This window comes from Phytohabitans houttuyneae, assembly GCF_011764425.1.
In the GTDB taxonomy this organism is placed as follows: domain Bacteria; phylum Actinomycetota; class Actinomycetes; order Mycobacteriales; family Micromonosporaceae; genus Phytohabitans; species Phytohabitans houttuyneae.
Genome location: NZ_BLPF01000001.1, coordinates 3,645,438 through 3,667,009, shown reverse-complemented (window position 1 = coordinate 3,667,009; position 21,572 = coordinate 3,645,438). Strand labels below are relative to the sequence as shown.

Annotated in this window: 19 protein-coding genes and 3 pseudogenes; 12 read left to right on the top strand and 10 right to left on the bottom strand. The window is 72.0% G+C overall.

Annotation, left to right across the window (positions count from 1 at the left end; all coding sequences use genetic code 11):
* Window positions 1-42 precede the first annotated feature (42 nt).
* Window positions 43-420 (bottom strand): phage holin family protein, encoded by a 378-nt coding sequence (locus Phou_RS16375; RefSeq protein ID WP_173056813.1) that lies wholly within the window; start codon window positions 418-420, stop codon window positions 43-45.
* Between the two features lie 79 nt (window positions 421-499).
* On the opposite strand from Phou_RS16375, the gene eccB reads away from it, so the two are divergent.
* The 4 genes and pseudogenes from eccB to Phou_RS56050 form a co-directional block, all read left to right on the top strand.
* Entirely contained in the window at window positions 500-1,939 is a 1,440-nt protein-coding gene (gene eccB, locus Phou_RS16370; protein WP_371872132.1) for a type VII secretion protein EccB, read from the top strand.
* Complete coding sequence (locus Phou_RS16365; RefSeq protein WP_173058449.1) at window positions 1,843-2,160, top strand: WXG100 family type VII secretion target; 318 nt, start codon at window positions 1,843-1,845, stop codon at window positions 2,158-2,160. Before eccB ends, Phou_RS16365 begins: the two co-directional genes overlap by 97 nt.
* Before the next feature lie 17 nt (window positions 2,161-2,177).
* Window positions 2,178-2,468, top strand: a complete 291-nt coding sequence (locus tag Phou_RS16360; RefSeq protein ID WP_173056812.1) for a WXG100 family type VII secretion target — start codon at window positions 2,178-2,180, stop codon at window positions 2,466-2,468.
* Window positions 2,469-2,666: 198 nt separating this feature from the next.
* Window positions 2,667-3,093 (top strand): annotated as a pseudogene (locus Phou_RS56050) (SseB family protein); the annotation flags it as partial.
* Between the two features lie 479 nt (window positions 3,094-3,572).
* Here the strand turns inward: Phou_RS56050 and Phou_RS16350 are convergent.
* Entirely contained in the window at window positions 3,573-4,040 is a 468-nt protein-coding gene (locus Phou_RS16350; RefSeq protein WP_173052350.1) for a hypothetical protein, read from the bottom strand.
* A 675-nt stretch (window positions 4,041-4,715) separates the two neighbouring features.
* On the opposite strand from Phou_RS16350, the pseudogene Phou_RS16345 reads away from it, so the two are divergent.
* Together Phou_RS16345 and Phou_RS16340 are read left to right on the top strand one after the other, a co-directional pair.
* Window positions 4,716-5,834 (top strand): annotated as a pseudogene (locus tag Phou_RS16345) (SseB family protein); the annotation flags it as partial.
* On the top strand, window positions 5,831-6,196 hold the full coding sequence (locus Phou_RS16340) for a UCP033725 family protein (protein ID WP_173056811.1): 366 nt from the start codon (window positions 5,831-5,833) through the stop codon (window positions 6,194-6,196). The pseudogene Phou_RS16345 and the gene Phou_RS16340, both read left to right, overlap by 4 nt.
* Window positions 6,197-6,215: 19 nt before the next feature.
* Here the strand turns inward: Phou_RS16340 and Phou_RS55510 are convergent, their stop codons facing one another.
* Together Phou_RS55510 and Phou_RS16335 are read right to left on the bottom strand one after the other, a co-directional pair.
* The gene (locus Phou_RS55510; protein ID WP_371872131.1) at window positions 6,216-6,512 is read right to left on the bottom strand and encodes an alpha/beta fold hydrolase; all 297 of its coding nucleotides are present in this window, start codon (window positions 6,510-6,512) and stop codon (window positions 6,216-6,218) included.
* The gene (locus tag Phou_RS16335) at window positions 6,422-7,123 is read right to left on the bottom strand and encodes an alpha/beta fold hydrolase (RefSeq protein WP_371872130.1); all 702 of its coding nucleotides are present in this window, start codon (window positions 7,121-7,123) and stop codon (window positions 6,422-6,424) included. The genes Phou_RS55510 and Phou_RS16335 overlap by 91 nt, the downstream gene beginning before the upstream one ends.
* A 58-nt stretch (window positions 7,124-7,181) precedes the next feature.
* Between Phou_RS16335 and Phou_RS16330 the strand changes: the two genes are divergently transcribed.
* A complete protein-coding gene (locus Phou_RS16330) occupies window positions 7,182-8,294 on the top strand; it encodes a C45 family autoproteolytic acyltransferase/hydrolase (protein ID WP_173056810.1) in 1,113 nt (370 codons plus the stop codon).
* On the opposite strand, the gene Phou_RS16325 is transcribed toward Phou_RS16330, so the two are convergent.
* From Phou_RS16325 to acs, 3 genes and pseudogenes are all read right to left on the bottom strand, one after another.
* Window positions 8,278-8,439: a hypothetical protein gene (locus tag Phou_RS16325; RefSeq protein ID WP_173056809.1), complete on the bottom strand. Its 162-nt coding sequence runs from the start codon at window positions 8,437-8,439 to the stop codon at window positions 8,278-8,280. The genes Phou_RS16330 and Phou_RS16325 overlap by 17 nt on opposite strands.
* A 304-nt stretch (window positions 8,440-8,743) precedes the next feature.
* Window positions 8,744-11,119 (bottom strand): immune inhibitor A domain-containing protein, encoded by a 2,376-nt coding sequence (locus tag Phou_RS16320; protein ID WP_173058445.1) that lies wholly within the window; start codon window positions 11,117-11,119, stop codon window positions 8,744-8,746.
* Window positions 11,120-11,373: 254 nt separating this feature from the next.
* Window positions 11,374-13,334, bottom strand: a pseudogene (gene acs, locus Phou_RS16315) (acetate--CoA ligase).
* Between the two features lie 224 nt (window positions 13,335-13,558).
* Here acs and Phou_RS16310 point away from each other — a divergent pair.
* Window positions 13,559-14,287, top strand: coding sequence for a Fic family protein (locus Phou_RS16310; protein ID WP_173056808.1), 729 nt, complete (start codon window positions 13,559-13,561; stop codon window positions 14,285-14,287).
* Here the strand turns inward: Phou_RS16310 and Phou_RS16305 are convergent.
* Window positions 14,274-15,056: a DUF1932 domain-containing protein gene (locus Phou_RS16305; protein WP_246273588.1), complete on the bottom strand. Its 783-nt coding sequence runs from the start codon at window positions 15,054-15,056 to the stop codon at window positions 14,274-14,276. The genes Phou_RS16310 and Phou_RS16305 overlap by 14 nt on opposite strands.
* A gap of 363 nt (window positions 15,057-15,419) precedes the next feature.
* On the opposite strand from Phou_RS16305, the gene Phou_RS16300 reads away from it, so the two are divergent.
* Entirely contained in the window at window positions 15,420-15,851 is a 432-nt protein-coding gene (locus Phou_RS16300; RefSeq protein WP_246273587.1) for a PH domain-containing protein, read from the top strand.
* A gap of 259 nt (window positions 15,852-16,110) precedes the next feature.
* On the opposite strand, the gene Phou_RS16295 is transcribed toward Phou_RS16300, so the two are convergent.
* Window positions 16,111-16,926, bottom strand: a complete 816-nt coding sequence (locus tag Phou_RS16295) for an HAD family hydrolase (RefSeq protein ID WP_173056806.1) — start codon at window positions 16,924-16,926, stop codon at window positions 16,111-16,113.
* Window positions 16,927-17,286: 360 nt separating this feature from the next.
* Window positions 17,287-18,069, bottom strand: coding sequence for a 1-aminocyclopropane-1-carboxylate deaminase/D-cysteine desulfhydrase (locus Phou_RS55505; protein WP_371872129.1), 783 nt, complete (start codon window positions 18,067-18,069; stop codon window positions 17,287-17,289).
* A 317-nt stretch (window positions 18,070-18,386) separates the two neighbouring features.
* Between Phou_RS55505 and ssd the strand changes: the two genes are divergently transcribed.
* From ssd to Phou_RS50615, 3 genes are read left to right on the top strand one after another with little or no spacing between them, the layout of a single operon-like run.
* Window positions 18,387-19,481, top strand: coding sequence for a septum site-determining protein Ssd (gene ssd / locus Phou_RS16285; RefSeq protein WP_173056805.1), 1,095 nt, complete (start codon window positions 18,387-18,389; stop codon window positions 19,479-19,481).
* The gene (locus Phou_RS16280) at window positions 19,478-20,668 is read left to right on the top strand and encodes a TadA family conjugal transfer-associated ATPase (RefSeq protein ID WP_173056804.1); all 1,191 of its coding nucleotides are present in this window, start codon (window positions 19,478-19,480) and stop codon (window positions 20,666-20,668) included. Before ssd ends, Phou_RS16280 begins: the two co-directional genes overlap by 4 nt.
* The gene (locus Phou_RS50615; protein ID WP_178134966.1) at window positions 20,665-21,558 is read left to right on the top strand and encodes a type II secretion system F family protein; all 894 of its coding nucleotides are present in this window, start codon (window positions 20,665-20,667) and stop codon (window positions 21,556-21,558) included. Before Phou_RS16280 ends, Phou_RS50615 begins: the two co-directional genes overlap by 4 nt.
* Window positions 21,559-21,572 lie beyond the last annotated feature (14 nt).

Below are 21,572 nucleotides of genomic sequence, written 5' to 3'. Positions count from 1 at the left end.
GCGGTGATCCGTCCTGGTCGCCGGCCAATTCCCAGCCCGTGGTCAGTCCTTGTCACCGACCAGAGCGTTGAGTACCCAGCTCGCGATGCCGACCAGGAGCGCGCCCACGACGGCGCTGGGCCAGAAGTCGTCCACGTGGAAGGGCAGGTCCAGCTCGCCCGCGATCCAGCTGGTCAGGAGGAAGAGCGCGCCGTTGACGACGATCGCCACGAGGCCGAGCGTGAGTACGTAGAACGCGCAGCCGACGGTCTTGATGATCGGCCGGAGCACGGCGTTGACGACGCCGAAGATCACGGCGACGACCACCAGTGTGAGGACCGCCTCACCGATCGAGTCGGTGGAGAGCGTGATCCCGGGAACGATGACCGTAGTGATCCACAGCGCGATGGCGCTGATCGCAAGCCGGATGAGGATGCCCATGGCCGGCGATATTAAGGGACAGCGATCAACATATGGGGGCGCTAGCGTGTGGTGAGCACGTGGTCTCCGGGGGTGCGCATTGACGTCCCGTCAGGATCAGCTCCATTCGCACCAGTTCCTCCTCCAGCGCGTCGTGGCCGCCCTGGTGCTGCGCGACCCCGATCCGGGCCGCTCACCCTTTCCCCGCGCGGCCGGCGCCACGGTGGCGAGCGTGCTCGTCGCGGCCATCGCGATCGGCGCTGTCGCGCTGTACGGGATGGTGGTCGAGACCGCCGCGCCGCGCTGGGGTGACGGCCCGGCCGTGCTGGTGGAGAAGGAGAGCGGCGCCCGCCTCGTCTACCGCGACGGCACGCTGCACCCGGTGCCCAACCACGTGTCGGCACTGCTCGTGCTCGGGCCGGGCCCGCAGACGGTGCTGGTGTCGCAGCGGTCGATCGAGGAGCTGCCCAGGGGCGCGCCGCTGGGCATCGAAGGCGCCCCCGATTCGGTGCCCGACCCGCGGCGGTTGAGCACCGCGGCGTGGACCGTCTGTTCCACGTCGGACGGGCCCGCGGTCCTGGTCGGCGCCGCCGCGGAGGGTGGCGCGTCGCTGGCCGAGCAGGGGCTGCTGGTCCGCGCGGGCGGCGAGCTGCACCTGGTGCTGCACCAGCGCCGTCACCTGCTCCGCGACCGCGACCTGGTGCTGTCCGCCCTCGGCTGGACCGCGGAGCGCCCGACCGAGGTGGCGCCGGCCCTGCTCGCCGCGCTGCCGCGCGGCCCCGCGCTCGCCCGCGTCCCGATCGAGGGGGTGGGCGGCGCGACGGCGGTGCCGGACGCGGTGGTGGGCGATGTGTTCGTCACCGAGTCGCAGGGCGGCGGCCGGCAGTACGCGGTGGCGCTGCCCCGCGGCCTGGCCCCGGTCACCCAGCTCCAGGCCGACCTGCTGCTGACCGACCTCGACCAGCGCGAGCCGGTGCGGCTGGGGCAGGGTGAATACGCCGATCTGGTGCACCTGGCCGCGATCGACTCGGCCGGTCTGCCGCCGACCACGCCTCCGCTTGCCGCACCCGCCGCGACGGTGTGCGCCGCCGCGCCCGGCGAGATTGTGCGGGTCGGCGCGTCCGTGCCCCGCACTGGCGTGGTCGTGCCACCGGGTGGCGCGGCGCTCGTCGAGGCCGGCGGCACCGTCCACCTGATCTCCGACCGGGGCGGCGGCACGCAATGTCCGACCGGGAGGTGCCGGCCCTTCTGGGGTACGGCGAGGTCCGTCCCCTGCCCCTTCCCGCGTCCGTGGTCGAGCTGCTGCCCGAGGGGCGCGCCTGGATCCCGCGGTGGCGCGCGCTCCGCTCGCCGACTGACCCGGTTTATCCACAGGGTCTGTCGATCGAGTGGTCGGGCCGCTACGGTCGGTGGCGTCCTCGTCGAAGCGATAGGGGGTGGCCGATGGAGCGCACCGCTGCCGAGGCCGGGGTGCTGGAGGGCACCGCGGCAAAGTTCGACCAGGTCGGTCGCGACCTTGACGCGATGCTCAAGGCGCTGATGGGCCAGCTCGAGGTGCTGCGCGAGGCGTGGCAGGGCGCGGGCGGGCGCTCGTTCGAGCAGGTCAAGTCCCAGTGGGCCGACGACCAGGCGGCCATCCAGCGCACGCTGGCCGAGACCGCGTCGGCGCTGCGGGCGGCGGGCCGGGGCTACGGCGCGGCCGACGACCAGGCCGCCGGCCGGCTGGCGGCCACCCACCGCGGCATCGAGCTGCCGCTCTGACCGGAGGGAGTTGTCTGATGAGTGACATCCGGCTGGTGGTCAACTTCGCGGCCCTGCACCAGGCCAGCGCCGACATCCAGCGAGCGCTCGGCCATCTCGACGCACACCTGGGCCAGCTCGAGCGCGATGCGGCGCCGCTGGTCGCCTCGTGGGAGGGCGCGGCCCGCGAGGCGTATGACGCGCGGCAGGCCACTTGGCGGCGGGCTTCCGGCGACCTGCAGGCGATCCTGCGCGAGATCAAGGTCGCGGTCGACGAGAGCGCCGCCGACTACCACGACACCGAGCGCCGCGCCGCCGGCCGCTTCTAGAGAGCGAGTCTGCCTTTTGAGTCGGTTTGGCCGGCGCTGGGACCGGCCTGCCGGCCGGTCGCGCCACGTGCGGGGGAGAGACGTGGCCGCGCCGGTGTCCAGCAGGTGGGTCCGATACAAGCCGGCCATTGTGATCTTGCTCTTACCTTGTAGGTTGTACGCGATGCATGTGGCCTGTTCGGTGGAAAGGAGGTGGCCGTGACCGAATGGGAGCCGGCCACCGAGGCCGAGGCTGCCATGCGAGAGGCGCTGCGTGGCGGCGATCAGGAGGAGTACTTCCGGGTTCTCGCACGCACTGAGTTGCTCTTGCCGGTCTCCGCTGACTCGATCTCCGGCCAGGCGCCGGTTGGTTGGGGCACGTGGACCACGAGCGGGCGCACGCACGTGCTCGCATTCACGTCCGGCATTGCGCTCCAGGCGTGCTTGGCGGAAAACGCTGGCTCCGCGCGCCGCATGGCATATCAGGAGCTGGCCTCCGCCTGGCCCAACCTCGAGTGGTGGCTAGCCGTCAACCCGGGCCTGCCCATCGAGGGCTATCTGCCCGCGTGGTTCGTGACCCAGCTGGCCCGCGGTGACGTGCGGCTGCCCGGCCGTTCGATGGGCGCCCGCGCCCGCCTCGAAAAGGCCGACTCGGTCGCCCGTGCTCGCGCCACCGCCGTCGTGCCCGGCCGCATCGCGCCGCCCGGCGCCGAGCCCACCAGCCCCGCACCCGGTCCGGTGCCGACGAGCCCGGCCGGCAGCGGCGGCCTTTCCGCGCCCAGTCCCGCCGGCTTGTCCACGCCGGGCCCTGCCGGCCTGGCGACGCCCGCCCGAGGTGGCCTCGCGGCCGCCGGCCCGGGTGGTTTGGCGGCGCAGGCTCCTAGCGGCTCGCGAGAGCCGGAGCAGCAGGGCGGTCCTGGAGGAGAAGATCTTGCGGGCGCACGCCCGGGCCGGCTGGCCGAGGCAGGCGCTTCCACCGCGGGTGCGAGCGCCTTCGACGGCGGCAGCGGCCCAGGCTTCGCCCGCGCCGGCTCCGGCTCGGGCGCGCCGGGCCAGGGCGGTCCCGGTGGTTTTGGCGGTCCGGGCTCGGGTGCGCAGGGCCAAGGTGGTTTTGGCGGGCCAGGCTCAGGCGCGCCGGGGCACGGTGGTTTTGGCGGTCCGGATTCGGGTGCTGCGGGCCAGGGCGGTCCCGGTGGTTTTGGCGGCTCGGGTTCGGGTGCGGCGGGCCAGGGCGGTCCCGGCAGCTTCGGCGGGCCAGGCTCGGGCGCGCCGGGGCAAGGTGGTCCCGGCGGCTTTGGCGGGCTGGGCTCGGATGCGGCTGGCCAGGGTGACCCCGGTGCCGCGCGTCAGGGCGGCCTCGGCGGTCCGAGCCGTGGTGAGGACCAAAGCGCGCCCTTCGGCGGTCTGCGCCGTGGTGGTGGTGATGATCAGGGTGGCTTCGGTGGGTCCGGCGCTTCGGCGTTCGGCGGCTTCCGCCGTGGCGCGGAGCAGGGCGGCCCAGGCGCGGGCGATGCCGGGCAGCGTGGCTTCGGCCCGGCTGGCGAGAGCGGGCTGAGCGCCGCACGCCAGGGCGAGGCCGGCACCGCCGCGCATGCGGGCACGGGAGGCACACCCAGCAGCCCCGCCAGCTTCGTTGGCTACCGGTCGCCGGCCCAAGCAGACGGACATCCAGCAAGCCGCGGCCCGGCAGGTGGACCACCCGCCAGCGCGATCTCGCCGCTCGCGGCGGCCCCTCCGCCCCCGGTGCCCGTGCCGGACCAGCCCGCGGGCACGATTTCGCCGCTCGCGGCTGCCCCTCCGCCGCCGGTTCCTGTGCCGGACCAGCCGGCGGGCGGGATCTCGCCGTTCGCGGCGGCGCCTCCGCCGCCGGTGCCCGTGCCGGACCAGCCCGCGGGGCTGAGTGGCGGCGCGGCTGGCAGTGGTGGGCTTCCCAAGCGGGTGGCGGGCAGCGGCCCGGCCATTCCGCTCGGACCCATTGGGGCCAACCTCCCGCCAATCAGCCCCGGAGCACCGCAGGCAGCCAGCGCGGCGCCGCCCATCAGCGCGCCGCCAGTGAGCGCGCCTCCCAGCAACGGCACGGGCGCCGGCACCGGCCCGGCCGCACCCCGGCCGTGGGACACGCCGCCCGCGACCCAGGCTCCCGACCAGGCGGCCGCCGCGGGCGCACCGACCCAGGCGTGGGATCCGAGCACCACGGGCACGCCGACACAGCCGTGGGAGCCGAGCAGCACGGGCACGCCGACCGAGGCGTGGGATCCGGGCAGCGAGGGCACCGCGACCCAGCCGTGGGAGTCGGGCGGTGTCGAGGCACCCACGCGGCCGTGGGAGTCGGGTGGCGCCGAAGCACCCGCGCGACCGTGGGAAGCGAGCACGGCGAGCGCGCCGCCGCAGCGGGAGATGGCGCCGGCGGGACAGCAGCAGCCGCAGCCGCCGCCGGTCGACTTCAAGCCGGCCAACGACGTGGAAAAGAGCCTGCTGGCCGCCGCGGCCGAGGGGAGCACCGACACCTTCCTCTCCACGCTGCTGCTGGCCAAGGTGCTCCTCCCGGTGTCTCCGGTCTCGGCCGACGGCACGCGGCCGGGCGAGCCCGGGTTTGCCTGGCTGACCGAGACGATCGACGCCGAGCCGTACGTGGTGGTCTTCACCTCCATCGACCGGCTCCGCGACCACCTCGGCGAGACGATCGAGACGATCGACGTCAAGTTCATGCAGCTCATCAAGGCGTGGCCGGACGCGACCTGGTCGTTCGCGGTCAACCCCAGCACGCCGGTCGGCGCCAAGCTGCCGGGCGCGCAGATCCTCGCCCTGGCCAACTGGGCGACCGACGTCGGGCTGGGCGGCGACACCGAGGAGATCGAGCCGGCGTCCCGCCCGATCAAGAAGAGCGCGACGCCGGACCCCAGCCAGCCGACGCTCATGCAGAAGGCGGTGGCTCCCAGCCAGGTCGACTACTACCTGGAGCGGGGGTACGACCGCGTCTCCGGCCTGGTCCACCGGGCCAACGAGGTCGCTCACCTCGACACGCCCGCGAAGGTGTACGCGGCGCTGGGCCTCAGCTACATGGGTTCGGCGTTCAAGCGCGACGCCGACGAGATCTACGTGCTGCGGTGGCCGGCCTACCGGCCCAGCCTCTACCGCATTCCGTACGGCGGGCAGAACGAGCCGGCCATGCGCGCGATGGAGGGCTGGGTCATCGAGCGGGCGCCCTTCCGGGGCAACGGGTTCGCGCCGAGCGAGAGCGGCGACGTGATCGCTGAGTTCAAAGTGGACAGTGCTCGCCTGCCGCACGGCGCACAGCTGTGGCGGATCACCGCGGACGGCAGTGAAAAGCTTGTCGCGCTCCTCGACGCCGACGCACCCACCTGGCGGAAGGTGGGCGAAGAATGATGCGCGACGGCTACGTGGCCCGCTGGCGCGGCCGCGAGTACGAAGCAAGTCCCGACGGCGAAAACATGCGCCTCTACCAGCCGGGCCCGGGCGACGACTTCGAGCAGGTGCGCCCCGGCCGCTTCGTGCGCGTGCTCCCGGTCGCCGAGCTCGAAGACGTGGCGTACGTGCGCACCACCTGCTCGTGGAAGGGCGAGCCGTTCATCGTGCTGGCCGAGCACGACACGTGGCTGCGCGTGGAGTACACGGGCGGCCGCTGGCCGGTGGCGCAGGCGCTGGGGCTTGAGGAGTTCGACTTCGGCGTCTACCAGGGCTGGGCCCCGGCCAACGAGGTGACCGACCTGCGCGAGCACCGCGTCTAGGAGACCTCGGGGGCCGGCGTTACGACTTGGCCCAGCGGAGCACTTCGCCCAGCACCAGTTCCGGCGCCTCGACGTGCGGAAAGTGGCCGACGCCGTCGAGCAGGCGCCACTCGTACTGCGCGATCACGTAGCGACCCGAGCCCTGCGCCGTGCGCGGCAGGATCGCCTTGTCCTGCGCGCCGTGCAGCTGCAGCGTGGGCGTGACCAGCGGCTTCTGGAGGGCCTTCACGAAGCGGTAGCCGTGCAGGCGCAGCACCGACCGGAAGGCCCACCGGTACGCCTCCAGCGCGCAGAACGCCGCCTGAGGGATCTGCATCGCGTCACGGCAGCGCCGCTCGTAGTCCGGGTATTCGGCGCTGGCAACCCACGCCGGCCCGGCGCACCGGCGCAGGAACGTGCCGACGAGCGCGGCGTCGTCCTTGGTGAGCGCGTGCTCGTAGCGCGGGATCTGAAACTTGAGCGTCGTCGCCGACGCGGAGAACTGCCCCGCGGGTCGGCGAACAGCGCGGCCCGCAGCCGCAGCGGGTGGGGGGCGCCGAGGACGACGAGGCGCCGCACCATCCTGGGGTGGAAGGCAGCGGCGGTCCAGCCGAGCATGCCGCCGAAGCCGGTGCCCACGATCACCGCGGAACGCTCGCCGAGCGCCCGGATCAGGCCGGTGATGTCGGCGGCCATCGTGTAGCCGTCGTAGCCGCGCGGGGGCTTGTCGCTCGCCCCGTACCCCCGGATGTCGACCGCGACCGCGCGGAAGCCGGCGTCGGCGATGCCCGGCAGCAGGTCGTGCCAGGCCCACCAGAACTCCGGAAAGCCGTGCAGGAGGAGCACCAGCGGCCCGGTGCCCGCCTCGACGGCATGAAAACGGGTGCCGTTAGCTCCCACGAAACGGTGCGTCCAAGGCCCGTCCACCAGGACGCAAGAATCATCCATGCCGTCAGCGTACGGTCCGGCCGTGCCAGCGGCCTTGCGACGCCGTTACGGTCGAGTGGTGACCCTGCCGATTTCAGTGATCTCCGTGTCCGGCACGCCGGCTGAGTGTGGCGCCGCTTACGGTGCCGCGGCCGCCCCGCTCATCGCCGCAAACGTGCGTCTCTACCTGCAGCGCTTCCGCGACCAGGCGGGACTGGACACCACCGCCGTACGGGCCGCCGGGGCCACCTTCCGCCGCGCCTCCATCGAGGTGCTGCCGCGCGTGGCGGCGATGCTCGACGGGGTGGCCGAGGGGGCGGGGGCAAACGCGGAGGAGCTGTACGCGCTCAACGGCCGCACCGAGTTGATCTACGGCACGCCGCACGACAGCGACGGCGGCTGCACCTCGATCGGCGTGCTCGACACGCACACCACCAGCGGAAACACGTTGCTCGCGCAAAACTGGGACTGGCACCCGGCGCAGCGCGAGGCCATGATCGTGCTCCAGACGCGCGACGAGCACGGCTTCGAGGTCATCACGCTCGCCGAGGCGGGCATGCTGGCCAAGGCGGGGCTCAACTCGGCCGGCCTCGGCGTGTGCCTCAACATGCTCGGCTCGGACCGCGACGGGCCGCGTCCCGGCCTGGTGCCGTACCACGTGCTGCTCCGCGCGGTACTGGAGTCCGACCACCTCGGCGCCGCCCTCCGCGTCGCCGCGCGCACGCCCCGCGGCGCGTCGCTCAACCTGCTACTGGGGCAGGCCGGCAAGGCGGGCGAGTACGGCGGGGAGATCATCGACGTCGAGGTGGTGCCCGGCGACCTCGGCTGGCTGCACCCGCTCGACGGGTTCATCACGCACGCCAACCACATCGAGTCGGCGCTGCCGGTACGCGATCGGCAGCGGGACTTCGGCGGCGCCTCGCTCTTCCGCGGTGCCCGCGCCCGGCGGCTGCTCGGCGGGATCATGGACGGCCGCACGGGGCGCAAGGTGGACGAGGACGACCTCAAGGCGGTGCTCCGCGACCACGGCGGCTACCCGATGGCGATCTGCCGCCACGTGGACGAGCGGGACGAGCCGCTGGAGCAGTCCGAGACGGTCTACTCGGTGCTGCTCGACCTCGACGAGCGCCGGTTCGGGCTGGCTGAAGGGCCGCCGTGCGGCAACAAGTTCGGCTTTACCCGACTCGGCTGATCTTCAGGGCGCTGACGTGCTCGCCGGCGCCGCAGTTGATTTTCAGGCGTAGCGGCGCCCATTCGACCCGGATCGTCTGGCCGACCTCGAGCTGGAGCGTCTCGGTGCTGTAGAGCGCGTACTGCTTGCCCTCGTCGGTCTCCATGCCGAAGCAGGGGCCGCTGCCGCCCGGGTGACCCGCCCCACCAGCACGTCCTTCGGCGGCCGGGGGTCGCTCGGCGACTGCGGCAGCGCGGTGGGCGGCCCAGCCGTGGGGGGAGTGGGCGAGCTCAAGGGAGGCACGCCCTCGTCTCCGACCTGCTCACCAGCGCACCCGGCCAGTGCGACGATGGCCACTAGTGTCACAAGTTTCCGCAAAGCCACTCCATTCAGACGTCGGGCGTCGCGCGCGGGTTCCAACAATGCGACGGGGCCCGGCTCGATGAGCCGGGCCCCGTCGGGGAACCTAACTAGGAGATGCGGATCTTCATCGCGGTGCCGTCAACCGACACCACGCGGATCTTCACACCGACCGCCGGCAGCTTGACGCCGTGGTTCGGCAGCTCCTCGAACCAGTACTGCTTGGTGTCGTCGAACAGCGGCTGCGCGTCCTGACCGCGGATGTACGACGGCTTGTCGGCCACGTGGAGCGTGAACGAGTCAGCCTTGGTGAGGCTGAACGGCGCGTCGTACACCTGGACCCGGGCCCGCCACGGCAGGCCGTCGATCCGGTAGAACGGGCGCGGGTGCGCATCGATGATCATGTTGCGCCCCTCGCCGGGGTGCTCGAACGTGTCGTTGTCGTTGTAGAACGTGTCCCAGTAGGAGACGAGCAGGCCCTGCTGGTACGCGTAGTGGTCGACAAAGTCCGGCTTCGACGAGTACCCGAAGAAGTACGGACCGGTCTTGAGGTACTTGTCGTACTGGACGTACGACCGGTGACCGGCGATGTAGTAGTTGTCGAAGTAGCGGACCTCCGAGCCGGGCAGCGCGGTGAAGCCGTCGGCCACGAACGGGCCGTTGCCCTCCGCGCCGTCGCTCAGCACGGTGGCGCCGTCGGCGGTCACCGTGATCGCGTCACCGTAGAAGCCGCCCCACGCCGTGCCGCCGTCCGTCACGTACCGGAAGCGCAGCTGGATCGCCTTGCCCGCGTACGCGTTGAGCGGCACCGACAGGTCGACCCACTTCTGCTCGGCGAAGCCGGTGCTGCGGCCGTCGATCGCCGGCCGGCCCGCGCTGTCCTTGCTGAAGGCGTGCCCGTCGACCGTGCCGCCCAGCGGCGTCCAGGCCGTGCCGTTTTCCGACGCCTCGATGTAGAGATAGTCGTAGCCGGCCTCGATGCCGTACCGCACCTTCGCGGTCAGCGCCGCCGCCGACTTGCCGGTGAGGTTGACCGGCGCGGTGAGGGTGTTGCGCAGGTCGTCGTCATTGCCCGAGAACCATTGCTTCTGCCCCTCGGCCGGCGCGCCGTTGTTGATGGTCCGCGGCCGTTTGGGCAGCACCACCACCACGGCTTGCGCCTTGGCGCTGTTGTACTCCTGTGGACCCAGGTTGAGCGTCCGCTGCTGCCCGGCCACCACGGTCTCGTAGTCGAGCCAGCCGAGCTGGAGCTTGTTCCACGCACCCAGGTCGCCGGGGCGGGTGCCGATCGGCTCACCCTTGCCGCTCAGGCGGCTCTGCGCCATCAGGGTCCAGTGCTCGTTGTTGTTGTCGCCACCGTTGAGCACGTTGTAGTCGTCCGGCAGGCCGAGGTCGTGCCCGTACTCGTGCACGAAGACGCTCAGGCCGCCGTTTTCCGGCTGGACGGTGTAGTCACCGATCCAGATGCCGGTGTTGCCGATCTGGGCGCCGCCGAGCGGGTTCGTCGCGGGACCGGTGATGCCGGCCTGGTCGACGAAGGCGTACCAGCGGTGGCTCCAGACGGCGTCCTCGCCCTGCCACGGGTCGCCGTCCGCCTCGTCGCCGCCCGCGTGGACGATCTGGAAGTGGTCGATGTACCCGTCGGACTCGTTGAAGTTGCCGTCGCCGTCGTGGTCGTAGCGGTCCCACTGGTCGAACGCCTTCACGTCCGCCGCGATCTCGGCGTCGGTGCGGCCGGCGGCCTTCTGGTCGGCGACCCACTGGTTGGCGGCGTCCTGCACGAGGTTCCACGGGTTGCGGCCGTCGCAGGCGTCGCAGAGGTCGCGGCCGTACCGGGCCTCGTTGTAGCGGACCTTCACCCAGTCGGTGACCTCACCGTCGACGCTGTACCGGCCCGAGGACTGCGCCTCGTAGTAGGTCTTGACCGACTCCACACCCTTGCCGGTGCCGAAGTACAGCTGCTCGTAGTGCTCGCGGTTGTAGTCCGCCTGCCAGATCGTCGAGTTGTCGACCGCGCGGTCGGGCTCGGGGATCTCGTTGCGGAGCGGGCCGTCGAAGCGCTGCGGGCCGGGCACGTCCGGGTCACTGTCGACGTCCGGGTAGTCCGGGTGCCGCTCGTTGCCGAACTCAGCCAGGATCACGAAGATCCGGTCGGTCTTTTCGCGCGCCAGCTCGACGTACTGGTCCTTCTTGCCGTTCTTGCCGCTCTTCTTGGCCAGCGGCCCGGTGCCATCCGACTGGCCGACCTTGACCACGGTGCTGCCATTGCGCGCCTCGGGCTTCGCCTGTCCGTTGAGGACACTGGTCAGGCCCTGCTCGCGAAGCTCGCGCCGCTTGTCTTCAAGGGGGTTGGGGAGATCGTCACGTCGAGGCTGTTCAGCCTTCGACGGGGCCGCGGCGGGCGAATCTGCCGGCGGTGCCGCCAGCGCCGACGGGCCGAGCGAAATGCCCATGCCCGAGGCGAGCGACACGGTGAGCAGGCCCACCATGACTTTACGCACGAGTGGTACCTCCGGTTTGTAGGACGCGGCGAGGCCACGGGGTTTGTGGCGGGCGACGTCCGTATGGGGGTGGCCCAAACGTTTGGGGCCAGTGAGAAACCTAAACAGTTGAGTGCACGGTGGGAAGAGTTTTCGGGTCACCTGTTCAATGCCTGCGCCCGTTATGTCATAAAAAGATGGGCGGGCCCGCGTGGGGCCCGCCCATATTTCTTTGGTCCTATCGCGCCTTGAGCGGCGCGTCAGTCCTCGTCTTTTCCACTCTTCATGCCGGACGCGATCAGGTCCATGACCGTCGAGTCCTGCAGCGTGGTGACATCGCCGAGCGACCTGTTTTCGGCCACGTCGCGCAGCAGCCGCCGCATGATCTTCCCGGAGCGGGTCTTCGGCAGCTCCGGTACCAGCATGATCTGGCGCGGCTTCGCGATCGGGCCGAGCGTCTTCGCGACGTGGTTGCGCAGCTCCGCGATGAGCGCCTCGCCGGCCTCGCCCTCGCTGTCGACGTGGCCGCGCGGGATCGTGAACGCCACGATCGCCTGCCCGGTGGTCGGGTCGGTCGCACCCACGACGGCCGCCTCAGCCACGCTCGGGTGGCTGACCAGCGCGGACTCCACCTCGGTGGTCGAGATGTTGTGGCCGGAGACCAGCATCACGTCGTCGACCCGGCCGAGCAGCCACAGGTGGCCGTCGCTGTCGCGCTTGGCGCCGTCACCGGCGAAGTACATGCCGTCGAAGCGCGACCAGTACGTGTCGATGAAACGCTGGTCGTCGCCCCAGATCGTGCGCAGCATCGAGGGCCACGGCTCGCGCAGCACGAGGTACCCGCCGCCGCCGTTCGGCACCGACTGGCCCTGGTCGTCGACCACGTCCGCGCTGATGCCCGGCAACGGTGTCATCGCCGAGCCAGGCTTGGCGGCGGTCACGCCCGGCAGCGGCGAGATCATGATGCCGCCGGTCTCGGTCTGCCACCAGGTGTCGACCACCGGGCAGGCGTCGCGGCCGATGAACTTGCGGTACCACATCCAGGCCTCGGGTTGATCGGCTCACCCACGCTGCCCAGCAGCCGCAGCGACGAGAGGTCGAACTTGGCGGGGATGTCCTCGCCCCACTTCATCATCGTGCGGATGAGTGTGGGCGCGGTGTAGACGATCGTGGCGCGGTACTTCTCCACCAGCTCCCAGAAGCGGCCCTTGTGCGGCGTGTCCGGCGTGCCCTCGTACATGATCTGCGTGGCGCCGTTGGAGAGCGGCCCGTACACGATGTACGAGTGGCCGGTCACCCAGCCGACGTCCGCCGTGCACCAGAAGACGTCGGTGTACGGCTTGAGGTCGAAGACCGCCCAGTGGGTGTAGCTGACCTGGGTGAGGTAGCCGCCGGTGGTGTGCAGGATGCCCTTGGGCTTCGCCGTGGTGCCCGAGGTGTAGAGGATGAACAGCGGGTGCTCGGCGTCGAACGGCTGCGCCTCGTGCTCGGCGCTGGCCTGCTCCACGGTGTCGTGCCACCACAGGTCTTTTTCGCCCCACGCCACGTCCTGGCCGGTGCGGCGAACGACCAGCACGTGCTCGATCGTCGGGCACTGGGCGACCGCCTCGTCCACGATCGCCTTCAGCCCGGAGGGCTTGCCGCGCCGGTAGCCGCCGTCCGCCGTGATCACCAGCTTGGCGCTGGCATCCTGGATGCGGCCGGACAGGGCGTCGACCGAGAAGCCGCCGAACACCACACTGTGCGTGGCGCCGATCCGCGCGCAAGCGAGCATCGCGACGGCCGCCTCCGGGATCATCGGCATGTAGATCGCCACCCGGTCACCGGCCGTCACGCCGAGGTCGGTGAGGGCGTTGGCGGCCTGGCAGACCGCGCGGTGCAGGTCCGCGTACGTGATCGTGCGCGTGTCGCCCGGCTCGCCCTCCCAGTGGATCGCGACCTTGCTGCCCAGGCCCGCCTCGACGTGCCGGTCGACGCAGTTGTAGGCCACGTTGAGCTTGCCGCCCACGAACCACTTCGCGAACGGCGGGTTCGACCAGTCCAGCACGGTCTCCCACGGCGTCGCCCAGCTCAGCCGGCGCGCCTGCGCCTCCCAGAAGGCGAGCCGGTCGGCAGCCGCCTCGTCGTACGCGGCCGCGGTGACATTGGCGCTGGCGGCGAGCGCCTCGGGTGGCGGAAATTGGCGGTTCTCCTGCAGCAGGTTCTCCAAGGTCTCGCTCATGGGGTCGGCTCCTCCTGCGGGGTGTGATGTCAGTCTCGGTTTCCGTTGTGAGGTTAATCCGGGCACCGTCCAGCCACCGCCGCACGGGTTGGATCGATCGCCAAGCGTGGCGATCGTTGCGGCGGCCGGGAGCGCCTGCGCATATCTTGCCGTTTCGAGCCTGTTACGAACAGTCCTGCGCACGTTTCGCGCACTCCCGGTCACGCCGACTACCGTTGGCGACCATGGCTGACCCGCTCGCACCCCTTGCCGACCTCGCCGGCGTGCACGAGGCGGTGGCGTCCGCGCGCGACCGCGCCGACGCCGCCATGCGGCACCGCGCACTGCGCCGCCAGGGAGGGCAGGTGGCGGCCGAGGTCAGCCTCCGGTCCGCGGTGGCCAGCGCCGCCTTGGAGGGGTACCCGTATGAGCGCGAGTCCGTCCGCGCGGGCACGGTGACCGACCCGGTGGTGCAGGGAGCGCTGCGCGTCGCGGGGGCGCTGGGTGGCCTGGCGGAGCGGTGGTCGAACGCGCCACGGCAGGCGCTGGCCCGTTTGCACGTGCTCGCCGCGCGTGACGTGGTGGACGAGGCCGCGCTGGGCCGCCCGTCCGCGCCCGGCCCTCGCCTGGACGCGCTGATGGACCTGGTCACCCGCGGCAGCAGCGTGTCGCCGCTGGTGCTTGCCGCGGTCGTGCACGGTGAACTGCTCGCAATCCGCCCGTTCGCCGGCCCGTCCGGCGTGGTGGCGCGAGCGGCCGCACGGCTCACGCTGATCTCCAGCGGCTTCGACCCGCGCGGCCTGCTCGCCGTCGACGTGGGTCACCTGGCGCGCGAGCCCGAGTACGTGGGCGCGGCCAACGCCTTCGCCACCGGCACGCCCGACGGCCTGCGCGCCTGGCTGCGCCACTACACCCAGGCGGTCGAGGTGGCGGCCGAGGACCTCGAGGACGCCGCCTCCGCTACCGCCTCCTGAGCCGCCGCACCACCTCGGCCGCCGGCACGTCCCGCGGGGTGTCCTCCGGGTGGCCGGCGGCGAGGTCGGTGGCGGCGATCTCCGCGTACACCTCGGCGAACGCCTCGAAGAGCGCCGGGGTCAGCCCGGCCGCACCCTGCGCCGAGGAGATCTCCCGCATTTCAGCGACAAACCGGGCGGCCTTCGTCGCGGCCACCGCAATCGCGCCCGGATCGGCCGTCTCACCAAGATCCGCAAGGACCTCATCGAGTACACCGTGAAAGTCCGCCGCCCGCAGCGCCTGGGCGACGACCGCCGTCACTCCCTTGTAGACACTCGCGGTGGACATCTTGACCGCGCTCGCCCGCCCGTTCGGCCCCGCCAGCAGGATCGGCCGCACGTCGCGCCAGGGCAGGGCGGCGACCTCGCCCGCCCGCGCCCCGGACAGGTAGACGCGGGCACCGGGCCGTACACCCGGCGGAGGCCCCGAGATCGACCCGTCGACCAGGTCGAGACCCGCCTCGGCCAGCGTGGCCTCGATCGACGCGACGGTGGTGGGTGCGACAGCGTTGAGATCGGCGACCAGCGGCCGAGCTCCGGTGCGCCGAGCCGCGTCGGCAATGTCCCGCGCGGCGTCCCGGGCCGCGCCCGGTGGTGTGACGACGAGGACGACCCGCGCCGCGGCGACCACGTCATCGAGGCTGCCTAGCAGCTCCAGCCCGCGGCCGCGGCGAGCCGGCCGGACCGCTCCGAACGGCCGTCGAGCGTCGTCACCACCCGCGCGCCCCATGCCGCAGCGCACCACCAAGGCCGGCGCCCATCGCGCCCGGACTCACAATCCCGATCACCAAGAGGTCCCTGTCGTCGTCCGGACGTGCGCGCGGGTCTTCGCGCGGGTTGCGGCCGGTGTTGTGTGTGGCCTTGCGTCGGGCGCCGGTGGTTGTCTTCTGTGCTCGGCGTGGCCCGGCATGGGGACCCTGTCGCTGTTTGGCGTTCGCGCGGGGCGAGGCCCGCACTATCCCGATCACCACAAATCCCTGTCGTCGTCCGGACCAGCATGGCCCTACAGGGTCCGCTGGATAGGCCCTACCCTTGGCGGGTGAGCTTTCGATGGCTGCGACCCTATGCTCCCGGCCCAGGCCGTCGCCTGATCATGGTCTGGGAGCTCGCCGCACTCGCGATCTTTGGCTGGAGCACCGTCGAGCTCTTCGAGCTGGGCGGCCCGCGGGTCCTCGCACTCGGCCTCGGCCTCGCCGCGCTGTGGGCGCTGGGCTGCTGGCGGATCGCACGGATGGGTGTCTACGTCAGTGAGTACGGCGTGCGGGTGCGCGGCCTGTTCCGCTCCCGCACGGTCTCCTGGCGCAGCGTGGAGCGCATCCGCCTGCACGAGGCGGCGCACCGCATCGGGCGGCTGCAGATCCCCAGCGGCATGACAGTGCTGATCGAGCGGGCCGATGGCACCGAGGTGCCGACGTCGCTGTGGGCGCAGGGTGTCGACTTCCACAACCAGCCGGGCGCGTTTCGCGCGGTCTACCACGACCTGCGTGAGCGGCACGCCGCCGCGCTCCGCCTGGCCCCCGCTTAGCAACCGGCCCCCTGACACGTGGACGGCGCCTCAAGAAGAGGCGCCGTCACCACACGTCCAGCCGGGTTACCAAGCGTGCACCTCCAAAGTCGTTGTCAGCGGTCCTTGCGGTCCCGCCGCAACGCGCCTGCCGCGGCTGGTCGCGCGTGGGTGCCCGGTGGCCGTGCACGGAGCCCGCGTAGCGAGGTCCGCACCCCTTGTTCTACGCCGCTCCTGCCTTGATCGCTAGCCCTCTGCAAGATTGTGTGACGGTGGGTGACTACTGGGTCGTACCCCCGGCGTGCTTGGTGCGCGTCTTGCGATGCCGCCCGTACCAGGCGATGCCGATTGCGACGCCGACACCCACGCCGATCGCGGCCGCGGCCACCGGGACGGCCGGGCGCTCCCGCAGCCGCCGGCCCAGCGGGATCGGGTGCCGAAACTCCAGCACCGGCCAGGCGTTTTCGGTCGCGAGGCGGCGCAGCAGGCGGTCGGGGTTGACCACGGTGGGGTGGCCGACCACCTCCAGCAGTGGGGCGTCGCTGATCGAGTCGGAGTACGCGTACGACTCGTCCAGGTCGTAGCCCCGTTCCTTGGCCATCTCGGTCACCGCGGCCGCCTTGCTCGGCCCGGCCGCGTAGAACTCGACCTGCCCGTTGTACCGCCCGTCCTCGATCGTCATCCGCGTGGCGATCACGTCGGTGATGCCCAGCAGCTCGCCGATCGGCCGGACGATCTCCTCGCCCGAGGCCGAGACCAGCACGATGTCCCGCCCGGCCGCCTGGTGCTCCTCGATCAGCGCGGCCGCCTCCGCGTACACGTACGGGTTGATCAGCTCGTGCAGCGTCTCGGTGACGATCTGGCGGACCTGGTCGACCTGCCAGCCTTTGCACAGCTCGGCGAGGTAGTCCCGGGTGCGAGCCATGCTCTGCTCGTCGGTGCCGCCCAGCCGGAACATCAGCTGCGCATAGGCCGACTTGACGACGTCGCGCCGGGTGATCAGCCCGTCCCGGTAGAAGGGCCGGCCGAACGCCAACGCGCTCGACTTCGCGATCACCGTCTTGTCCAGGTCAAAAAAGGCGGCACTCCGGCCCACGACGCGCCAGTCTAGCCGGATGGCGTAAGGTCAGCGGGTGCCCGGGGTCACGGTCGTCGCGCCGCCCGACCTGCGGTTCTGAGCCGCTGATCAGCGACACGGCGACCCGGATCACCGTATTGAGTCGGCGTGTCGCGATAGTTGCGGCAAACGCCACTCGACGCGCGCCGGTCTGCTCAGGCATGCTTGTTTACGACACGGTTTCACGTCCCTACGCGACGTGTCCGTGAAAGCTCTCGGCGGTTGCACCCCCGTGACCGCTGAGTGGGTTTCGGCTCGACCCCCCCGGAGCCGGACCCCAGACGACCCCGCCTCCCCCGGCGGGGGTCGTCCTCTTTATGGAAGCGCTTAACGCCCAGCTCAGATGGCATGCGCCGGCCTATGTGGATCTTCGAACTGTCCGCTGCCGGTGATGACGGCGACCACCACGCTGCCGGGCGGAAAGCGGCCGGCCCGCACCAGCGCGAAGACGCCGTACAGCATCTTCGCCACATACACCCAGTCCAGTGGCATCGCGTGCCGTTCCTCGAAGTCGCGGGCGAAGTCGTCCAGCTCGGCGTTGCGGCGCGCGTAGCCGCCGAAGTGGTGGTCGGTCTCCACCGACCAGTTGTCGGTCACCCGGCCGTACTCCGCCTGGAGCCGCCGCACCCCGCCAGCCAGGAACGCGCCGCCCTTGAGCGCCGAAAACCCGATCGCCCGCTGCTCGCCGGCCAGGCCGAGCGCGATGCCGGCGAGCGTGCCGCCCGTGCCCGTGGGGCAGCAGATGTGGTCGAACGCGAACGGGATCTCCCCGGGCAGCTCGGCACAGCCGCGCAGGGCGAGGGCGTTGCTGCCGCCTTCCGGTACCAGGTAAAAGTCCCCAGCGTGCGCCGCAGCCCCGCGATGACCTGTGGCGACGTCTTCGCCCGATACGTCGTGCGGTCCAGGTAGTGCAGGCGCATGCCGCGACCGGTGGCGTAGGCCAGGGTCGGGTTGAGCGGCAGGTGCTCTTCGCCACGGATGACCCCGATGGTGGCAAAGCCGAAGTAGTGGCCGGCGGCGGCGACCGCGCGGATGTGGTTGGAGTGTGCGCCGCCGAACGTAAGCAGCGTCCGGTGTCCCCGCTCTCGCGCGGCGGCGAGGTTGTACTTCAGCTTGCGCCACTTGTTACCCGGAATCTCGGGGTGGATCAGGTCGTCGCGCTTGAGGTGGAGCCGCACACCGGAGGGTGCGAGCCGTTCGTCGAGGACCTGCGAGATCGGTGACGGCACGCGCGCCTCAAACGGCCGGACCGGGACCAAACCCCCCAACACCCGCCCACGGTACCGACATTTCGCGCGCTCTCGCTTAGCAGATCGACTTGCTTTTCGGGCGTTTTCCACAGGTGCTCGCGTTGTCCACAGATCGATCTTGGTGTATTGGGCCGGCGCGCTCCGGCGAGGACGGTATTGGCAGTCCCGCCATCGCCGTAGGAGCAGCGAATGCCACTGCAGTCCTTGCCCACCGCTCGCCGCCTGCCACTGCTGGTCACCGCCGACAGCGACCTGCTCGAAGACCTCCTCCGCCTGGCGGCCGCCGGCGGCTGTGAGCTCGAGGTCGCGCCGGACCCCGCCGCCGCCCGGCCTCGATATCCGGGCGCGCCACTGGTTCTCCTGGGCATGGATCAGGCCCATGCCGCGCTGCGTGCGGCCATGCCACGCCGTCCACGCGTCGTCCTCGTCGGCCGCTCCTCGTCGCACCCGGACGACCCTTGGCAGCTCGCCGAGGCACTGGGTGCCGAGCACATGGCGATGCTGCCGGCGGCCGAGGGTTGGCTGGTGGAGCGGTTCGCCGAGAGGCTCCCCAGCCTTGGCCACGGCCGGGTGCTGGGCGTGGTCGGCGGGCGGGGTGGTGCGGGGGCGAGCGTGCTGGCCAGCGGCCTCGCCGTGACGGCAAAGCGTGCCGGCCTGCGCACCCTCCTCGTCGACGCGGACCCGCTCGGCGGCGGGCTCGACCTGGTGCTCGGCTGGGAAGACCTCGAAGGGTTGCGGTGGCCCGCGCTCAGCCAGGCCGACGGGCGGATCGACGCGACCGCGCTGGTGGGGGCCCTGCCGCACCGCGGCGGGCTGGTGGTGCTCTCGTGGGATCGTGGCGAGCTGGTCGGCCTCCCGCCCGAGGCGATGGCCGCGACGATGGATGCCGGCCGGCGAGCCTGCGACCTGGTGGTGGTCGATCTGCCGAGGCAGTTTGACGACGCTGCGGTGGTGGCGTTGCAGGCGGCCGACCGGGTCTTCCTGGTGGTGCCCGCCGAGATCCGGGCCGCAGCCGCCGCCGGCCGGATCGCCACGCTCACCCGCCTGCATTGCGCCGACGTGGCGCTGATTGTGCGCGGTCCCACACCCGGCCGCCTCCGGGCCCGCGACATCGCCGACTCGCTCCACATGCCGCTGGCCGGCACGCTGCGTCCGGAGCCCGCGCTGTCCCGCAGCCTCGAGCACGGTGTGGCGCCCACGTCAAAGGGGCGTGGCCCGCTCGCCACGCTGTGCCAGCGCCTGGTGGCGGAGCTGACCGGTGCGTCCGTCGAGGCCGCGGCATGAGCGGGCAGGTCGACCTCGCGAGCCGGGTGCGCCGTCGCTTCGCCGTCGAGGGTGTCGAGGCCACCCCGTCCGCGGTGGTGTCGGCGGTGCGCCGTGAGCCCGGCGGCGCGGTCCTCGGCGACAGCGCGGTGCTCCGCCTCGCGAGCCAGGTGCACAGTGACCTGGTCGGCGCGGGGCCGCTGACGCCATACCTGACCGATCCCACGGTGACCGACGTCCTCGTCAACGGGCGCGACGTGTGGGTCGACCGGGGCGACGGCTTGCAGCGGGTGTCCACTGTGCTCGGTGGGGTGGACGAGGTGCGGCGGCTCGCCCAGCGGCTGGCGGCGGGGTGTGGGCGACGGCTTGACGATGGCAGCCCGTGCGTGGATGCCCGACTCCCCGACGGCACCCGACTGCACGCCGTGCTGCCGCCGGTGGCGACCGAGGGGCCTTACCTTTCGTTGCGTACGTTCCGGCAGCGGCCCTTCACGCTCCACGAGCTCATCGAGCAGGGGACCGTGCCCGAGCCGATCGCGATGCTGCTGGCGGCGATCGTGGGTGCTCGCTTGGCGTACCTGGTGACCGGCGGCACCGGCTCCGGCAAGACGACGCTCCTCAACACGCTGCTCGGACTGGTGCCGCACACCGAGCGGATCGTGCTTGTCGAAGACGCCGCCGAGCTGCGCCCAGTGCATCCGCATGTCGTCGGCCTCCAGGCGCGTACGTCCAATGTGGAGGGCGCGGGCGTCGTGACCCTCAGCGACCTCGTGCGTCAGGCGCTGCGTATGCGGCCCGACCGGCTTGTGGTGGGCGAGTGCCGAGGTGCGGAAGTGGTCGATCTGCTGGCCGCACTCAACACGGGCCATGAGGGTGGCGCGGGCACCCTGCACGCCAACTCACCGGCCGACGTGCCCGCCCGGCTGGAGGCCCTGGGGCTGCTGGGTGGTCTGCCGCGTGCCGCGCTCCACGCGCAGGCGGCTGCCGCGCTCCAGGCGGTGCTGCACGTGCGGCGTACCCGGAGCGGCCGCATCCTCGACTCCGTCTGCGTGCTCCTGCCGTCCGGCAACGAGCGGCTCGTGACCGTCCTCCCGGCGTGGCGGCGGGGGCACGGGCCGGGGCCGGCGGCACAGGCGCTGGCTCGGATGTTCCTCGACCGTTCGGTGCTGGTGCCGCCAGTGCTCTCCGCCCAAGGCGGCCGGCCGTGAGCCCGCAGTGGCTGGTCGCGGCCGCCTGCCTGTCCGCGGCCGCCGTCGTGCTGGCCTGGCCCCAGCGCGGCCGCGAGGCCAGGCTGTTCACCCCGGCGCCGCGGAGCCTGCGGGCACGGCTAGAAGCGCTCTCCAGCCGCCGGGCGATGGTGCTCGCGGTGGCGGTCGCGGCGCTCACCGGCACGCTGATCGCCGGGCCGGTCGCCGGTGTGGTGGCCGGTGGATACGGAGCGATCGCGGTGCGGGAGGTGCTGCGCCGGCGCTCGACCCGGGAGGCGGTGGCGATGCGCACGCGTTCGCTCGACGCGCTCTGCGGCCTCGCGGCGGACCTCCGGGCCGGTGTCTCGGCCGGTGCGGTGTCGCCGGCCGGCACGGTCGGCGAGGCGTCGGGTCTAGCCGTGGTCGAAGACCAACGGATGGCTCAGCTCACCGGTGCGGCGTGGCGGCTGGCGGAGCGCACCGGCGCGCCGATCGCCGACCTGGTGGAGCGCATCGAGGCGGACGCCAGGGCCACTGACCGCGCGAGTGCCTCCGCCACGGCGCAAGCAGCCGGCGCGCGGGCGACGGCGTGGCTGCTGGCCGCGCTGCCGGCCGGCGGGATCGGGCTGGGCTACACCATCGGTGCCGACCCGCTGGCGGTGCTGCTGCACACCCCGATCGGAGCGGCGTGCGCGGTGGCGGCGATAGCTCTCCAGGTGGCCGGGCTGGCCTGGGCCGACCGGCTCGCCTCCGTCGGCAGCCCACACCGGCAGCCGGCACCCACCAGGGTCACGCGTCCGGACGCGAAGGCCGAATCGCAGCAAAGCGCCGCGGCCCGCTCGCGGATACGCCCCCGACCACACGCCGCGCCGGTCGCTGCTGGCCGCACGAGCGCGGGGAGCGGGGCATGACACCGGCGGAAGTG

Excerpts from the sequence above, each read along its gene's own strand:
- Phou_RS16300 (WP_246273587.1), top strand. The coding sequence starts at position 15,420 with ATGGTCTGGGAGCTCGCCGCACTCGCGATCTTTGGCTGGAGCACCGTC.
- Phou_RS16325 (WP_173056809.1), bottom strand. The coding sequence starts at position 8,439 with ATGGAGACCGACGAGGGCAAGCAGTACGCGCTCTACAGCACCGAGACG.
- Phou_RS16335 (WP_371872130.1), bottom strand. The coding sequence starts at position 7,123 with ATGGATGATTCTTGCGTCCTGGTGGACGGGCCTTGGACGCACCGTTTC.
- Phou_RS16365 (WP_173058449.1), top strand. The coding sequence starts at position 1,843 with ATGGAGCGCACCGCTGCCGAGGCCGGGGTGCTGGAGGGCACCGCGGCA.
- Phou_RS16340 (WP_173056811.1), top strand. The coding sequence starts at position 5,831 with ATGATGCGCGACGGCTACGTGGCCCGCTGGCGCGGCCGCGAGTACGAA.
- Phou_RS55510 (WP_371872131.1), bottom strand. The coding sequence starts at position 6,512 with ATGCAGATCCCTCAGGCGGCGTTCTGCGCGCTGGAGGCGTACCGGTGG.
- ssd (WP_173056805.1), top strand. The coding sequence starts at position 18,387 with ATGCCACTGCAGTCCTTGCCCACCGCTCGCCGCCTGCCACTGCTGGTC.
- Phou_RS16360 (WP_173056812.1), top strand. The coding sequence starts at position 2,178 with ATGAGTGACATCCGGCTGGTGGTCAACTTCGCGGCCCTGCACCAGGCC.
- Phou_RS16310 (WP_173056808.1), top strand. The coding sequence starts at position 13,559 with ATGGCTGACCCGCTCGCACCCCTTGCCGACCTCGCCGGCGTGCACGAG.
- Phou_RS16350 (WP_173052350.1), bottom strand. The coding sequence starts at position 4,040 with ATGCGCGGCGGTGCCGGCCTCGCCCTGGCGTGCGGCGCTCAGCCCGCT.
- Phou_RS16280 (WP_173056804.1), top strand. The coding sequence starts at position 19,478 with ATGAGCGGGCAGGTCGACCTCGCGAGCCGGGTGCGCCGTCGCTTCGCC.
- Phou_RS16305 (WP_246273588.1), bottom strand. The coding sequence starts at position 15,056 with ATGGGGCGCGCGGGTGGTGACGACGCTCGACGGCCGTTCGGAGCGGTC.
- Phou_RS16375 (WP_173056813.1), bottom strand. The coding sequence starts at position 420 with ATGGGCATCCTCATCCGGCTTGCGATCAGCGCCATCGCGCTGTGGATC.